Annotated in this window: 17 protein-coding genes; 7 read left to right on the top strand and 10 right to left on the bottom strand. The window is 71.6% G+C overall.

What is annotated here, in order from left to right:
- Window positions 1-33: 33 nt before the first annotated feature.
- Window positions 34-1,278 (top strand): multidrug effflux MFS transporter, encoded by a 1,245-nt coding sequence (locus ACZZ9K_RS11995; protein ID WP_111032645.1) that lies wholly within the window; start codon window positions 34-36, stop codon window positions 1,276-1,278.
- A gap of 106 nt (window positions 1,279-1,384) precedes the next feature.
- On the opposite strand, the gene ACZZ9K_RS11990 is transcribed toward ACZZ9K_RS11995, so the two are convergent.
- Window positions 1,385-2,092: a phosphatase PAP2 family protein gene (locus ACZZ9K_RS11990; RefSeq protein ID WP_412168917.1), complete on the bottom strand. Its 708-nt coding sequence runs from the start codon at window positions 2,090-2,092 to the stop codon at window positions 1,385-1,387.
- Window positions 2,093-2,190: 98 nt separating this feature from the next.
- Between ACZZ9K_RS11990 and poxB the strand changes: the two genes are divergently transcribed.
- Entirely contained in the window at window positions 2,191-3,915 is a 1,725-nt protein-coding gene (gene poxB, locus ACZZ9K_RS11985) for a ubiquinone-dependent pyruvate dehydrogenase (RefSeq protein WP_463444154.1), read from the top strand.
- Window positions 3,916-3,981: 66 nt separating this feature from the next.
- On the opposite strand, the gene ACZZ9K_RS11980 is transcribed toward poxB, so the two are convergent.
- Window positions 3,982-4,665 (bottom strand): SDR family NAD(P)-dependent oxidoreductase, encoded by a 684-nt coding sequence (locus tag ACZZ9K_RS11980; protein WP_463444153.1) that lies wholly within the window; start codon window positions 4,663-4,665, stop codon window positions 3,982-3,984.
- A gap of 101 nt (window positions 4,666-4,766) precedes the next feature.
- On the opposite strand from ACZZ9K_RS11980, the gene ACZZ9K_RS11975 reads away from it, so the two are divergent.
- The 3 genes from ACZZ9K_RS11975 to ACZZ9K_RS11965 all read left to right on the top strand — a co-directional run bounded on the left by ACZZ9K_RS11975 (window position 4,767) and on the right by ACZZ9K_RS11965 (window position 7,231).
- Entirely contained in the window at window positions 4,767-5,609 is an 843-nt protein-coding gene (locus tag ACZZ9K_RS11975) for a helix-turn-helix transcriptional regulator (protein ID WP_463444152.1), read from the top strand.
- Between the two features lie 303 nt (window positions 5,610-5,912).
- The gene (locus tag ACZZ9K_RS11970; protein WP_463444151.1) at window positions 5,913-6,710 is read left to right on the top strand and encodes an L-threonylcarbamoyladenylate synthase; all 798 of its coding nucleotides are present in this window, start codon (window positions 5,913-5,915) and stop codon (window positions 6,708-6,710) included.
- 89 nt (window positions 6,711-6,799) lie between these two features.
- Window positions 6,800-7,231 (top strand): hypothetical protein, encoded by a 432-nt coding sequence (locus tag ACZZ9K_RS11965; RefSeq protein ID WP_463444150.1) that lies wholly within the window; start codon window positions 6,800-6,802, stop codon window positions 7,229-7,231.
- A gap of 43 nt (window positions 7,232-7,274) precedes the next feature.
- Here ACZZ9K_RS11965 and ACZZ9K_RS11960 read toward each other — a convergent pair whose 3' ends face one another.
- Both ACZZ9K_RS11960 and ACZZ9K_RS11955 read right to left on the bottom strand, forming a co-directional pair.
- The gene (locus ACZZ9K_RS11960) at window positions 7,275-7,694 is read right to left on the bottom strand and encodes a Rid family hydrolase (protein ID WP_463444149.1); all 420 of its coding nucleotides are present in this window, start codon (window positions 7,692-7,694) and stop codon (window positions 7,275-7,277) included.
- A gap of 38 nt (window positions 7,695-7,732) precedes the next feature.
- The gene (locus tag ACZZ9K_RS11955; RefSeq protein ID WP_463444148.1) at window positions 7,733-8,518 is read right to left on the bottom strand and encodes an SDR family NAD(P)-dependent oxidoreductase; all 786 of its coding nucleotides are present in this window, start codon (window positions 8,516-8,518) and stop codon (window positions 7,733-7,735) included.
- A gap of 86 nt (window positions 8,519-8,604) precedes the next feature.
- Between ACZZ9K_RS11955 and ACZZ9K_RS11950 the strand changes: the two genes are divergently transcribed.
- Window positions 8,605-9,453 carry a helix-turn-helix transcriptional regulator gene (locus tag ACZZ9K_RS11950; protein ID WP_463444147.1) on the top strand — a complete coding sequence of 283 codons (849 nt, stop codon included), beginning with the start codon at window positions 8,605-8,607 and terminating at the stop codon, window positions 9,451-9,453.
- A gap of 7 nt (window positions 9,454-9,460) precedes the next feature.
- Here ACZZ9K_RS11950 and ACZZ9K_RS11945 read toward each other — a convergent pair whose 3' ends face one another.
- The 5 genes from ACZZ9K_RS11945 to ACZZ9K_RS11925 all read right to left on the bottom strand — a co-directional run bounded on the left by ACZZ9K_RS11945 (window position 9,461) and on the right by ACZZ9K_RS11925 (window position 12,635).
- A complete protein-coding gene (locus ACZZ9K_RS11945; RefSeq protein WP_463444146.1) occupies window positions 9,461-10,129 on the bottom strand; it encodes a hypothetical protein in 669 nt (222 codons plus the stop codon).
- Complete coding sequence (locus ACZZ9K_RS11940) at window positions 10,126-10,320, bottom strand: hypothetical protein (protein ID WP_071404793.1); 195 nt, start codon at window positions 10,318-10,320, stop codon at window positions 10,126-10,128. The genes ACZZ9K_RS11945 and ACZZ9K_RS11940 overlap by 4 nt, the downstream gene beginning before the upstream one ends.
- Window positions 10,321-10,528: 208 nt before the next feature.
- Window positions 10,529-10,828 (bottom strand): Dabb family protein, encoded by a 300-nt coding sequence (locus ACZZ9K_RS11935; protein ID WP_301596955.1) that lies wholly within the window; start codon window positions 10,826-10,828, stop codon window positions 10,529-10,531.
- Window positions 10,829-10,870: 42 nt separating this feature from the next.
- Window positions 10,871-11,758, bottom strand: a complete 888-nt coding sequence (locus ACZZ9K_RS11930) for an SDR family oxidoreductase (RefSeq protein WP_027467207.1) — start codon at window positions 11,756-11,758, stop codon at window positions 10,871-10,873.
- Window positions 11,759-11,903: 145 nt separating this feature from the next.
- The gene (locus ACZZ9K_RS11925) at window positions 11,904-12,635 is read right to left on the bottom strand and encodes a S1 family peptidase (RefSeq protein ID WP_214527157.1); all 732 of its coding nucleotides are present in this window, start codon (window positions 12,633-12,635) and stop codon (window positions 11,904-11,906) included.
- Between the two features lie 198 nt (window positions 12,636-12,833).
- Here ACZZ9K_RS11925 and ACZZ9K_RS11920 point away from each other — a divergent pair, with 198 nt between their 5' ends.
- Complete coding sequence (locus ACZZ9K_RS11920) at window positions 12,834-13,547, top strand: GAF and ANTAR domain-containing protein (protein WP_463444145.1); 714 nt, start codon at window positions 12,834-12,836, stop codon at window positions 13,545-13,547.
- Here the strand turns inward: ACZZ9K_RS11920 and ACZZ9K_RS11915 are convergent.
- The gene (locus ACZZ9K_RS11915) at window positions 13,544-14,479 is read right to left on the bottom strand and encodes a diacylglycerol/lipid kinase family protein (protein WP_138802346.1); all 936 of its coding nucleotides are present in this window, start codon (window positions 14,477-14,479) and stop codon (window positions 13,544-13,546) included. The genes ACZZ9K_RS11920 and ACZZ9K_RS11915 overlap by 4 nt on opposite strands.
- Window positions 14,480-14,481 lie beyond the last annotated feature (2 nt).

Here is a 14,481-nt window from a genome sequence, read left to right as displayed (position 1 = left end):
CGATCTCCGGCGATGAGTTATGCTTTCATAACAATGACCACGGACACCGGAACCATCCGCGCGACGATCGCGACACCCACGACCAAGCAGCAGGGCATCACGACCGCGCTGCTCCTGGTGCTCGGCCTGCTCAGCGCCGTCGCCCCCTTCGCCACCGACCTGTACCTGCCGGCGTTCCCGCAGATGACCACCGAGCTCGGGGCGAGCGCCACCGCCGTCCAGCTCACCCTCACCGCGTTCCTGGTGGGCGTGACCGCGGGCCAGCTCGTGTTCGGTCCGCTGTCCGACCGGTTCGGCCGCGTGCCGCCGCTCATCGCCGGCGCCGCGGTGTGCGTGCTCGCCAGCATCGCCGCGGTGCTCGCGCCGAACATCGGCGTGCTCATCGCGGCCCGCCTGCTGCAGGGCCTCGGCGGTGCGGCCGGCATGGTGATCAGCCGTGCGGTCATCTCCGACCTGGCGACCGGCAAGTCCGCCGCCCGCGCGTTCTCGCTCATGATGATCGTCGGTGGGGTCGCCCCGGTCGTCGCACCGCTGCTCGGCGGCTTGCTCACCGGCCCGATCGGCTGGCGCGGCCTGCTCTCGATCGTGCTCGGCCTGTCGGTCGTCATGCTCATCGCGGTCCTCGCCGTGATCCGCGAGACCCACCTGAAGGAACACCGCGACGCCCTGCGTGCGGAACGCCGTGGCTCCGGCTCGGCCCTGCGTGCCCTGCGCTCCCGCACGTTCCTCGGCTACACCGCGGTGTTCGGCTTCGCGTTCGCCGTGATGATGGCCTACATCTCCGCGTCGCCGTTCCTGTACCAGGACATGATCGGCTTCGGCACGGTCGGCTACGGCCTGGCCTTCGGGCTGAACGCCCTGGCGCTGATGGGCGTCAGCATCCTGTCCGCCAAGCTCACCGCGACCCGTTCGGTCACGGGCGTGCTGTCGCTCGGCATCGTGCTGGTGCTCGCGTCGACCGTGGCGTTCGCGCTGCTCGTCGTCTCCGGGGCGCCGGTCATCTGGCTCGCCGTGCCGCTGTTCACCGCGGTCGGTTCGCTCGGTCTGGTGCTCGGCAACGCCACGGCACTCGCCCTCGGCGCCGTGCCGTCGGCCGCCGGCAGCGCCTCCGCCGTGCTCGGTGCCCTGCAGTTCGGGCTCGCGGCGCTCGTGTCCCCGCTCGTCAGCATCGGCGGCTCGGACACCGCGGCGCCGCTGGCGATCGTGATGCTCGCCGCCGCCGTGGTGGCCGTCGTGGCACTGCTCGCGGCGCGGGGCCGGACCAGCACGCTCCGCTGATCCGGAACGCCACCGCCCGCTGACGCGGAACGACACTGTCGACGTCGTACGACATCGACAGTGTCGTTCCGCGTCGACCAGACCGCCCGCGACAACCCGCCCGGCGTCAGCTCCGCCCCGGCCGCAGGAACGGCACCCGCGGCATGAGCCAGTCCACCCACACCACCCGCACCCCCGGCGCCACGGCGAGCGCCCACAGGATCGAGGCAGCGGCGTCGGTCGGGTAGTGGACCGCGTCGATCGACACCGCGAAGAACACGATCACGATGGCCACGACCCCGAGCGTCAACGCCAGCCGGTGCCACCGGGTCTCGCGGAGCAGCCAGATCAGGGCGATGACGAACGCCGTGATGTAGACCGTGTGCCCACTCGGGTACCCGGGGTCGGGCTGCACGGGGAACGGGTGCGGCAGCACGGCGACGTCGGGCCGGGCGCGGTGCACGATCTCCTTCACGATCGCGGACGGCACCCAGGTGATCGCGATGGTGCCGCCGAACGCCAGGGCCGGTCGCAGGTCTCGCGTGCGCCACCAGATCACGGCGACGACGACGACCGTGATCCCGATCGCCGGTGCCGGACTGATCACGTGGTAGACCGCCGTGCTGAACGCCCCGATGAACCCGGTGTGCAGCGCGTTGAGGGCCTTGGACAATCCGAGGTCCACGGTGCCGAGGGTGAACCCGACGATGGTGATGACGACGACCGCGATGACGGCGATCGCCACCGAGACGAGCGGGTACGGCGAGCGCTCGAGGATCCCGTACGCGGCGGGCTCCCGTCGGCGGGGACGGAGGAGCGGCGCGTCGTCGGTCATCCCGCCATCGTCGCAGCATGACCCCGGCATCCCAGGGCGAGTGAGGCTCACAAAACTCCGAAAGCGTTCAGCGCAGCGGTCGCGAGTAGACAGGGCACATGCCAACCGTTGCCGAGAACATCGTCGCCACCCTCCGCGCCAACGACATCCACCGGGTCTACGGCCTGCCCGGGGACTCCCTGAACGGCTTCACCGACGCCCTGCGCAAGGACGGCACGATGCGGTGGGAGCACGTCCGTCACGAGGAAGCGGCCGCGTTCGCCGCCTCTGCCGAAGCCGCCCTGACCGGTGACCTGGCCGTCTGCGCCGGCAGTTGCGGGCCCGGTAACCTGCACCTGATCAACGGCCTGTACGACGCGAACCGTTCGCGGGTGCCGGTGCTGGCGATCGCCGCGCACATCCCCACGGCGGAGATCGGCTCCGGCTACTTCCAGGAGACGCACCCGCAGGAGCTGTTCCGCGAGTGCTCCGTCTACGTCGAGTACGTCGCCGACCCCGTCCAGATGCCCCGCCTGCTCGAGATCGCCATGCGTGAGGCGATCGAGAAGCGCGGCGTCGCGGTGCTCGTGATCCCGGGCGACGTGTTGCTCGCCGAGGCGAAGGACGACCGCGCCACCCGCATCGAGCGGGCCACCCCACGCATCGTGCCGAGCGAGACCGAGCTGCAGCGCACCGCCGACCTGCTGAACGGTGCCGACCGGATCACGATCCTGGCCGGAGCCGGCGTCGCGGACGCCCACGACGAGGTCGTCGCCCTGGCCGAGCGGCTGCAGGCCCCGATCGTGCACGCGCTGCGCGGCAAGGAGTACATCGAGTACGACAACCCGTACGACGTCGGCATGACGGGGCTGCTCGGCTTCGCGTCCGGGTACCGCGCGATGGAGGACGCCGACGTCGTGCTCATGCTCGGCACGGACTTCCCGTACCAGCAGTTCTTCCCGGCCAAGGCGAAGCACGTGCAGGTCGACATCCGCGGCTCGCAGCTCGGTCGGCGGCACCCCGTCGACATCGGGCTGGTCGGTACCGTCAAGGACACCGCCCTCGCCCTCATCCCGCTGCTGACCGGCTCGCACCCGACGAAGCACCTGGAGGACTCGCTGCGGCACTACCGGAAGACCCGCGAGAAGCTCGACGACCTGGCGGTGCCGGCCGGCAGGAAGAAGCCGCTGCACCCGCAGTACGTCGCCCGGGTGCTCGACCGGCTCGCCGCCGAGGACGCCGTCTTCATCCCCGACGTCGGCTCCCCCGTCGTCTGGGCCTCGCGCTACCTCACCATGAACGGCAAGCGCCGGCTGATCGGTTCGTTCGTGCACGGCACGATGGCGAACGCCGTCCCGCAGGCGATCGGTGCGCAGACGGCGTTCCCGGACCGGCAGGTGATCGCCCTGGCCGGTGACGGCGGGCTGACGATGCTCCTCGGTGAGCTGATCACGATCGTGCAGAACAAGCTGCCGGTGAAGATCGTCGTGTTCGACAACTCGTCGCTCAACTTCGTCGAGCTCGAGATGAAGGCCGCCGGCTTCGTGAACTACGGCACCGAGCTGCAGAACCCGGACTTCGCCGCCGTCGCCGAGGCGATCGGCATCAAGGGGTTCCACGTCGACGTGTCCGACGACTTCGAGGACGCCATGGCCGCCGCGCTCGCGCATGACGGTCCCGCGCTCGTGTCGGTCCGCGCGAACCGCCAGGAACTCTCCATGCCCCCGGCGGTCACGCTCGAGCAGGCGAAGGGCTTCACGCTCTACGCCATCCGCACGGTGCTGTCGGGTCGCGGCGACGAGCTGCTGGACCTCGCGTCCACCAACGCGCGCCAGCTGCTGTAGACGCGACCGGACGACGGCCTGGAGGCGCGGTGCCAGCTGGCACCGCGCCTCCAGGCCGTCATGACGTCACCACCCGAGCGTCTGGCCGTCCTCCAGGAACACGCCGGTGGGGCCCTCCGTGCCCGCGCTCGCGGCGGCCGCGATCGTCGCGGCGCTGACCTCGACGGGGCGACCGTCCGGGTTCGGCATGCCACCGAACTCGGTGGCCGTGTAGCCGGGCTCGATCGCGACGAAGTGCACCTCGGGCACGACGCGTGCGTACTGCACCGTCAGCATCGAGACGGCGGCCTTGGACGCGCCGTAGACCACGGCCGGCACAGTGAACGCGGGCTTCGACGGGTCGTGGGTGGCGGTGAAGGAGCCGAGCGCGCTCGACAGGTTCACCACGATCGGGTTCGCGGAGCGACGCAGGAGCGGCAGCGCGGCCTCGGTCGCGCGGATGGTGCCGACGGCGTTCGTGTCGAAGACGGCGAGCGCCTCGGGCCCGCTCTGCCCCCAGACCGCGATGCCGGCGTTGTTGACCAGCACGTCGAGTCCGCCGTTCGCGTCGACGTGGGCGAAGGCCGCGGCGACCGAGTCGTCGTCGCGGACGTCGAGCTGGACGGAGCGTGCGCCGATCTCGGCGGCGACCGCGGCGCCCTGGTCGGCGTCGCGGGCGCCGATCCAGACGGTGTGGCCCGCCTCGACGAGCTGGCGGGCGGTTTCCTTGCCGATGCCGCGGGTGGCCCCGGTGATGAGTGTCGTTGTCATGGGTCCAGCGTCACGCTCGGCGACGGCCGCAGGGAGTCGACCGGTTGTCGTAGGACCGGCAGGGCCAGGACCCGGTCGCCCGTCGCGCGCAGACTGGGGACATGGCGGACACGGACTTCGGGCACACCCTGCGGCGGCTGCGCGACCACGTCTCCCCCGAGGCGACGGGCATGGTCGTCGGGCCGCGTCGGCGCGCGACCGGTCTGCGGCGTGAGGAGCTGGCCGGGCTCGCGGGGATCTCGGCCGACTACCTGACCCGGCTCGAGCAGGGGCGGGCGACCTCGCCGTCCGCCCAGGTCGTCGAGGCACTCGCGCGATCGCTGCGGGTCGCCGATGCCGACCGCGAGCTGCTCTACCGGCTCGCCGGGCACGCGGTCCCCGGTGCCGACGTGGTGCCGTCGCGGATCCCGCCGAGCGTGCAGCGGCTGCTCGACCGACTGGCGGACACCCCCGTCGCGGTGCTCGACGCGGCCGGGAACCTGCTCGTCGCCAACGCCCCGTACGACGCACTGATGGGGCCGATCGGGGCACTGCGCGGGAACGACCGGAACACCGCGTGGCGGCACCTGGTCGGATCCGGCAGCCGCGCCGTGCACACGCCCGAGGAGCAGGCGGCCTTCGAGGCCAACCTGGTGGCCGGGCTCCGGATGACCGCGGCCCGCTACCCGCTCGACCGCCAGCTGCAGCAGCTCGTGCGGGACCTTCGGGCGGCGAGCCCGCGGTTCGTCGGGCTGTGGGACTCCGGCGCGACCGCGCTCGGCGAGACCGCCCGCCGGAAGGTGATCGACCACCCGGACGTCGGACTGATCACGCTCGACTGCGACACCCTGGTCGTCGGGCCGGAGGACCTGCGGATCCTGGCGTACACGGCCGAGCCCGGGTCGGTGGACGCGGAGCGGCTGGCCCTGGCGATCGTGGTGGGGACGCAGTCGTTGGTGGGGTGAGGCGGGGGCCGTCGGCGGCCGTCGGCGTCCGGAGTCCGGCGTCCGGCGTCCGGCGTCCGGCGTCCGGCGTCCGGCGGCGTCGCACAACCAAAGTGACCTCGAACCACGCGACCACGCGGCGCGGATGCACTTTGGTTGCGCGCGGCGCAGCGCCGACCGGCCGCGGCCCTTCGCTGCGAGCCCGCCTGAACCCTTCGGAGAAGGCCCACAGGTCGGGTCCATCGCCCTTGTCCGGCTCGGACGCCGTCCATAGGCTCCCGCTGTCAGACGATCGTCTGGCTCACGAGCGGGACGAGGACTGGCATGAACGACGACACGCAGGTCAGCATGAACCGGGTGCACTGGACCGGCGGTGTGCCGCGCATCGCGGTGGACGCCCTGCTGCACGACGGCGGGCTGGCGGTGGTCCCCACCAAGGTCGGCTACATCCTGATGACCTCGGACCGCGCGGGTCTGGAGCGGAAGTTCGACGCGAAGGAACGCAACCGCAACAAGCCGGGCGTCGTGCTCGTGAGCTCGCTCGAGATGCTCCGAGGCATCGCGCAGCTCACCCCCGAGATCGACGCCCTGTACCAGCGGTGCTGGGACGAGGACGTCCTGCTCGGGTGCATCCTGCCCTGGAGCGACGAGGGTCGAGCGGCGTTGCCGACGGACGGCTCCGACGAACTCATGATGGACACCCGCGGGACGTCCTGCTTCGTCATCAAGTTCGGCGTCCCCGGTGAGCTCGCCGCCCGCGAGCTCTGGACCGAGCACGGCAGGTTCGCCTTCGCGAGCTCGGCCAACCCGTCGGGCACCGGTAACCGTGGCGTGGTGGACGGCATCGGCGAGCGCATCGCCGAGCGCGCCGACGTGATCGTCGAGGCGGACGACTACGTCGCGTCCATCCAGCCGGAGCAGAGTGCCGAGACCCGCTACGAGCAGGGCGTCATGGTGTCGATGGTCGACAGCGCCGGAGCCCTGATCCCGCTGCAGGACGGACGCCGATCGGTCGTCCCCGCACCGACGCTGATCCGCAAGGGGCTCGACGTCGACCGGATCATGGGGCTGCTCGCCGACACGTTCACGAGCTGGGACTACCGGCAGGGTGAGTACTACTGAGCCCGCGCGAGAGGACTTCCGCGGGCCGGAACCGCCTGCCGCGTGAGGACGCCTCGAGCCGCATCACCGCGTTCGTCTACGGCAACATCGTGATCCTCGGCACGATCGCACCGATGGTCCCGGACACGGCCGAGAGCGGTCGGGGGCTCTGGTACGTCCTCGCCACGGCGTTCTCGACCTTCCTCGCACACACCTTCGCCGAGTCGGTCGGCCGACGTGCGCGGAGTGACCATCGACTCACCGGGGAGACCGTCCGCGCCGAGCTGCGGGATTCGCTGCCCGTCCTCACCTCCGGTTTCCTGCCGGCTGCCGTCCTCGCCTACGCCTGGCTGACCGGCACGTCCGGGCTCGCGGCCGAGATCATCGCGATCGCGTACCTCGTGGTCCGGCTCGCCCTCCTCGGGCCCGTCGTGGCCAGGCTCCGCGGGGAGAACCCGTCCCCGCGGACGTTCGTGGCCGGCCTCGTCCTCGCGCTCGTCGGTGTCGGCATCGCCCTGGTCAAAGCGGGTCCGGGCTTCTGAGGCGAGCGTGCGAGGGAGCGCGGGGCCTCGAAAGCCCGCGCCGTCACGTGGGCTGACCGTCGGCGACGGCCGCGACGGCTTCGATCTCGACCAGCTGGTCGTCGTAGCCGAGCACCGTGACCCCGAGCAGGGTGCTCGGCACGTCGTGCACGCCGAAGGCATCGCGCACCACCTGCCATGCGGCGACGAGGTCGGCCTGCCGCGAGGACGCCACGAGCACCCGGGTGCTCACGACGTCCTCGATCGACGCACCGGCGGCTCGGAGCGCCTCCCGCATCGTCTCGATGCACCGCGCCGCCTGCCCCGCGTAGTCCCCGACCGCCGCCGTGGACCCGTCCGGTTCGAGCGGGCAGGCCCCGGCGAGGAACACGAGCCGGGTCCCGGCCGGCACGGTGGACGCGTACGCGTACTGCGCCGCGTCGCTCAGGACGTCGGACCGGATGAGACGGACAGCGCTGGCCATGCCCGTCATCCTGCCAGGGAGGCCCGGAGCGTTCGGCGTCAGGCTCCGGCGCCGCCGTCCACGGGGACGATCGCCCCGGTGACCATCGACGCGCGATCGCTGAGCAGCCAGGCGGCGACCTCGGCGACCTCCTCGGGCTCGGCCATCCGACCGAGCGGCACCGTGGCGTTGATCTGGTCGACGATGCCCGGTGTCGCGGCCTCCCAGGCGTCGATCATCTCGGTCGCGGTGCCGCCGGGGGTGATGCCGTTCACCCGGATGCGCGCCGGCGCCCAGGTGACGGCCGCGGTCTCGGTGATGCTGTTGAGCGCACGCTTCATCGCACCGTAGGCGGGCAACGCCGGGTTGGCCCGGCGGCTGCCGATGCTCGAGGTGTTCACGATGGCGCCGCCTGCGCCGCGACGCATCAGTTCGGCTTCGGCGTTCATCGCCACCCAGTGTCCGCGGAAGTTCACCGCGAACTGGGTGTCGATGTCCTCGTCGCTGGTGGTGTCGAGCGGCCCGGGCTGCTGGATGGTCGCGCCGTTGTTGAAGGCCCCGTCGAGTCGCCCGTGCAGCTCGTCGACGCGGGCCACCGCAGCACGGATGCTGGCGGGGTCGGCGAGGTCGAGTGCGACGGCATCGGCGGTGCCCCCAGCCGCTCGGACGTCGGCGACGACGGCGTCGAGTGCGGCGGTGCTGCGGGCGGCGAGGACGACCCGGGCGCCCTCCCGAGCGAAGAGTCGGGCGGCCGCCGCACCGATGCCGCGGCTCGCGCCGGTGATGAGGATGACCTTGTCGGTCAAGAGGCCGATGGGACTGGTGGTGGTGGTTTCGTTGTTCACGGGACCAGCGTCACGCCGGACGACTGCCCGGATACAGGTACGAGCGGTACCAGGATCCGGGCCCCCAACCGGTGGAGACTCGTGCCATGGACAAGCCGGAACTCGCCGCGTTCCTCCGCTCACGGCGCGAACGCCTGCGCCCCGAGGACGTCGGGTTGCCGTCGGGACCACGACGTCGGACGCCCGGGCTCCGTCGCGAGGAGGTCGCGGTCCTCGCCCACATCTCCACCGAGTACTACGTCCGACTCGAGCAGGGACGCGCACCCCGACCCTCTGCCGAGGTCCTCGCGGGCATCGCCGGGTCGCTCCTGCTCACCCCGGCGGAGTCCGACCACCTGCACGCACTCGCCGGCACGGCCGCACTGCAGCTGGGCCGGGTGCGCCGCGACGTCCGGCCGAGCATCCTCGCGCTCGTGGACCGGCTGCCGCAGACCGCGGCGCTCGTCCTGTCCGCCACCTTCGACGTGCTCGCGTGGAACCCCCTCGCCGCAGCGCTCATGGAGGACTTCTCGGTGCTCGATCCGGCCGAGCGGAACCTGGCCCGGCGGGCGTTCCCCGCACACCCCGGGCCGGAGACTCCCCCGCCGTACGGGATCTCCGACGGCGCCGAGTTCCGGCGCCACGTCGTCATGCAGCTCCGGGCGGCCCGGACCCGGTACCCGGACGACCCTGCCGTGGGCGACCTGATCGAGGAGCTCGGAGCGGGCGACAGCGAGTTCGGGCGGCTCTGGGACCAGCACGACGTGCAGATGACGCCCGTGCTCACCAAGACCTTCCAGCACCCGTCGGTCGGATCGGTCACGGTCGACTGCGACAGTCTCGCGCTCACCGACCGCGACCAGCACCTGGTGCTCTACACGGCCCCGGTCGGCTCACCCGACGCCGACGCCCTGGCGCTGCTCGGTGTGCTCGGAGCCGAACCCGTCAGCCGGTAGCGAGGAGTCAGGCGCAGTACTCGTACGGCAGCTTCGCGACCGACCCCACCCAGATCGCAGCGACCGTGGCGCCGTCCGTCCCGAGCTGGAACGTCATGTAGCGTCCGTCAGCCTGCACGCTCCACATCGAGTACGGCCCCTGCTCCTCACCGTAGGTCCCGGTGTACTGCAGGTCCGGGTACGCGGACCGCACCTCGGTCAGGGGCGCTCCGATGCCGATCCCGGCGTCGGTCTCGGGCGAGTTCGTGGTCACCGGGTCCGCCCCCACCCCACCGATGGTCACCCCGACGACCTTGCCGTCGCGGGGGATGACGATGAGGCCGGGGGTGTCGGCTCGCTCCCAGAACGTCGTCTCCGGGCTGGCCGGGCACGCGTCCGTACTCCGGGTGTAGGCGGCTGCCAGGTCGTCGATCTCGCCCTGCACTGGACCACCGAGGGCGATCGGTCCGACCTCGTCGGTCGAGATGGTCCAGGTCGCGGGGTCCGACGGGCTGAACGCTGCGTCCGTCGCGGGAGCGGTCGGGGTCGGAGTGCCGGTGTCGGCCGGTGCCTCCGGCGTCGCGGTCGCCGTCACGGTCCGGGTCGGCGTCGCGGCCGGTGCGCCGGAACAGGCGGTCAGCGCCATCGCCGCAACGAACCCCAGGGTCATGCCGACGGTCCGGACGGTGCCGCTCACGCGGCACCCGCCGCACTGCGCCGTTGCCGGTCAGGTGGGAGTTGAGGACCGGGTTGCTGCACCGTCCGCCAGCTGCCGATCCGCGGGTCGAGCCGGACGGCGTCACCGCACTCGTCGCAGTGCGCCGCTCCCGCCTCGCCGAGCAGGATCTTCGCGCCGTCGTGGACGAACGGGTTCGGGTTGCCGGGCATCGTCTGTTTCCCTCCGTCGGCGGATGTCGAACGGTCCCCGCCCGCAAGGCGGGGACCCGACCTGCGCGGGCTCCGAAGAGCCACGGCGCCGGCCGGTGACCCCCGCGCCGTTGCGATGGCCGATCCACCGTACGTCGAGGCTCCACGAACAACGGAACCCCTCGGCCGCCATCGCAACCAGAGCGTTACACAGCTTCCGCCGCAGCGGTCAGCTGGCGTCCTCGACGTCGAACACGACGACACGCGCACTCGCTGCACCGATGAACTCGGCCACCGGCCGGTGCTCCGGGTGCGGCAGGTACCCGGCGAGCGCGGCACGATCGCGGAACCGGACGACGAGCATCCAGTGGAACCCGCCCTCCAGCCCCTCGGTGCTCACGCTCGTGCCGGACTGCACCGACTCGACCCCCTCGACCCGTGGCAGGTGCTCACGCGACAGGGCCGAGGCCTCGGACGACCGGTCCTCCCCGTCCCACTCGACCAGCACGGTGTGCGTCACTCCGGACACGTGGTCCCCTTCCTCGAACGCAAGAACACGAAACTCAGAACCTCAGAACGCCGGCGTCCCACCGGCGATCGTGATCGTCGACCCGGACTGGTAGCTCGACTCCGGGCTGACCAGGTGCACGTAGGCGGCACCGAGCTCGGCGGGCTGGCCCGGGCGACCGAACGGCGAGCTCTCCCCGAAGTGCGACACCGTCTCGGCGTCGTCGGAGCCCGGCTGCAGCGGCGTCCACACCGGCCCCGGCGCGACGGAGTTCACACGGATGCCCTTCGGCGCGAGCTGCTGCGCGACGGCCTCGGTGAAGAGCTTGATCGCGCCCTTCGACACGGCGTAGTCGATCTTGTCCGGCGAGGGCGTCGACGCCTGGATCGAACCGGTCGTCACGATGGTCGACCCGGGCTCGAGGTGCGGCACCGCAGCCTTGGTCAGCCAGAACAGCGAGTAGATGTTGGTCTTGAAGGTGGAGTCGAACATCGACGTGTCGAGCGTGAGGATGTCCTCGTTGCTCTCCATGCGCCCCGCGACCATGACCAGGGTGTCGAGGCCGCCGAACTCGTCGACCCCCTTCTGCACCAGGTCCGTGCAGTACTGCTCGTCGGAGATGTCCCCGGGGAACAGCACGGCACGACGGCCTTCGGACTCGAGCAGGTCGCGGACCTGTTCCGCGTCCTCCTGCTCGTCCGGCAGGTACGAGAGCACCAGGTCCGCACCTTCGCGCGACAGGGCGATGGCGGCGGCACGGCCGATGCCGGAGTCGGCACCGGTGACGATGCCGCGGTACCCCTTCAGCCGTCCGAGCCCCGTGTAGCTCTCCTCGCCGTGGTCGGGCTTCGGGTCCATCTTCCACGCGGCACCCGGCAGTGACTGCTCCTGCTTCGGGTACGGCGGTGCCGGGTAGAGGGTGTTCGGATCGCGCTTCTCGTACTGGCTCATGGCCCTACTGTCGTCGCAGCGCCCGCACGGGCGCTCAGCTGGTGGGTGACGGACGCCGAGCAGGCGACCCCGGTTCTGGAGATGGGTGGGGACGGACGGGAGGCGCGGTGCCGGCTGACACCGCGCCTCCCGTCCGTCAGGTGGTTCAGACGCCGGCTGTCGTCCGGATCCAGGACGAGGCCTGCGACAGCAGGGCGTAGTTCGAGCCGGCCTTGGTGTTCGCACCCGGGTCGGCGCTGTCGCCGGTGGAGCAGACGGCGACGACCTTGCCGTTCACGAGCAGCGGGCCGCCCGAGTCACCGTGGTTCGAGGCGCCGGTCACGCCGGTGAGGTGCTGGGCACGACCGTTGAAGGCGTCGGTGCTCGCGCCGGTGAGCGAGACGGTGGCCTGGTAGAGGCCGTCGGACTGGGTCGCGTTGGCACGCAAGCCGTAGCCCTGGATGGTGCCGGTGCCGCTCGACTTGGCCGTCGCGGTGAGGTCGAGGGGTGCGTAGGTGGACAGCGAGTAGGCGGTCCGCAGGTGCACGAGCGCGATGTCACCCGCCGGCGAGGCGCTGACCCGGTCGACGGCGACGGCCGCGCCGCGGTTGACGGTGGAATTGGAGTGGTACACGTTCATCGCACCGATGCCGTCGATGCAGTGCCGGGCGGTGAGGATCCACGAGGCGTTGAGCTGCTCGCCGGTGCAGTTGCTGACGTAGCCTGCGGGGATGCTCCCGCCGGAGGCTTCGAGCTGCACCGCCCACGAGGTGGTGGGGGCCTTCTCGCCGCCGACGACCTTCGTGCTGACGGGCAGCGCGGACGCGGGCGACGCGGCGAACACGCCGGCGGTGATGACGGCGACCGCGGCGAACGCGGCTGCGATGGACTTCTTCATGACGACTCCTCTGTCGGTGAAGCACCTGCCAGTTGCTCTGTGCAACTGATGCGTCATCCTGACCCCCTGTCCGGGGGTCGCACCAGTCCGCACTTCGACGGACGTGGCTGGCGGGAGGGTCGTCACGGGCGTCAGACGGTCATCCGGTACGCGAACTGGCTGAGCCGTGCGCCATCGGTCTGGTCGTAGCGTCGAAGCATGACGACCAGTGGCGCAATCAACCTGCCGGATCGGTTGGTGCCTGCTCTGGACACCGACCTCGAGGTGCTCGACGCCCTGGACCGTGTGATCGCGGCGTGCGTGGAGGGGACCTCCGCGACGGAGGCGGGCGTCGTGCTCGCGGACCAGTCCGGTGCACTGCAGGTCATCGCCTCGACGAGCGAGCGCAGCAGCGAGGCCGAGGAAGCGCAGCTCGGCACGAACGAGGGCTCGTGTCTCGACTGCTACCGGACCGGCAAGACGATCGACGTGCCCGACGTGTCCACGCACGAGTCGGAGTGGCCGGCGTTCGCGGCGACGATGCGCGAACGCGGGCTGCACGGCACGTTCGCCGAGCCGATCCGTCTGCGGGACCGGACCATCGGCTCCCTGTGCGTCTTCGCCGAACACACCCGCGGGCACAGCGACCAGGACGTCGTGCTGCTCCAGCTGCTCGCCGGCGCGGCTTCGGCTGCCCTGGTCCGACAGCGCGACCGCGGGGTGTCGACCACGATCGAGGAACAGGTCGAGGACGCGCTCGAGGCCCGGGTGCTCCTCGAACAGGCCAAGGGCGCACTCGCCTACCGCCGTGGCATCCGGATTGACGAGGCGTTCCAGATCCTGCGACGTGCTGCTGCCGGCGCGGGTCGCGGGATCCGGGCCATGGCCGAGGACGTCGTGCACCGGGGTGCCGACCTCGGCAGCACCGGCTAGACCGGTTCCGTCCGGAGCACCAGGCCGTGGTGGTGCGTGGTGAGCGACACCGCGACCACCTCGCCGAACGCGTCGCCGTCGAGCTGCACACGCTCCGGGGTGTCGACGGTCAGCCGCAGCGTCCGTGCCCGGGTGTACCGGAGCGCACGCGAGGTCGGCAGCACCCGGGCCAGGAGCCGCCCGAACCGGGTGCGCGCGAAGAACCGGTTGAGCGTCAGGGCGTACCCGACCTTGGTCCAGCCGAACCACCCGGCCGGCCGGAACGCCACGGCGTCGAGGATCCCGTCGTCCGGGCGGGCCGCGGGGAGCAGCAGGATGCCCGCGGTCAGGGTGCCGCAGTTCCCGACGATGATCGTGTGTGCGCTCATGCTGCGGAGCGGGCCGTCGTCGATCCCGTAGTGCACCGGGATCTGCCGGTTGCCGATCACGGACCGGGCGATGGGGTCCGAGTAGGCGACCCACCCCAACCGCTTCTTCACCCACGCGTTCGTGTCCGCCGCCATGCTCGCATCGAGCCCGATGCCGGTCATCACCAGGAACGCGTGCGACGTCGTGGTACCCGCCGGGTCGGTCAGGTCGGCCAGCCCGACGTCGATCGGGCGGTCCGTCCCGCTGAACCCCGCACGGACGGAGCGCACCAGGTCACCGAGGGGCAGCCCGAGGTTCCGCGCGAACAGGTTGCCGGTGCCGCTGGGGACGAGCGCCACCGGCGTCCCGGTGCCGCGGAGTTCCTCGGCGACGACCCGGAGCGTGCCGTCCCCGCCGGCGACGAGGACGACGCTCGGGTGGGCGTCGCGCGCGGCCCGTGCAGCCGCCCGTCCGTCGTCGTCGGCACTCGTGACGAACCAGAGCGACTCGGCCCATCCGTGGGCGCGCTCCTCGGCGGCGAGCACCCCTCGGAGGCGCGTCTGGTCGGTCTTGGTCGGGTTCACGA

It is taken from the genome of Curtobacterium sp. AC268, from assembly GCF_979258745.1.
Note: the sequence above shows the minus strand (reverse complement) of the source record. Positions and strands in the feature narration are given on the sequence as shown.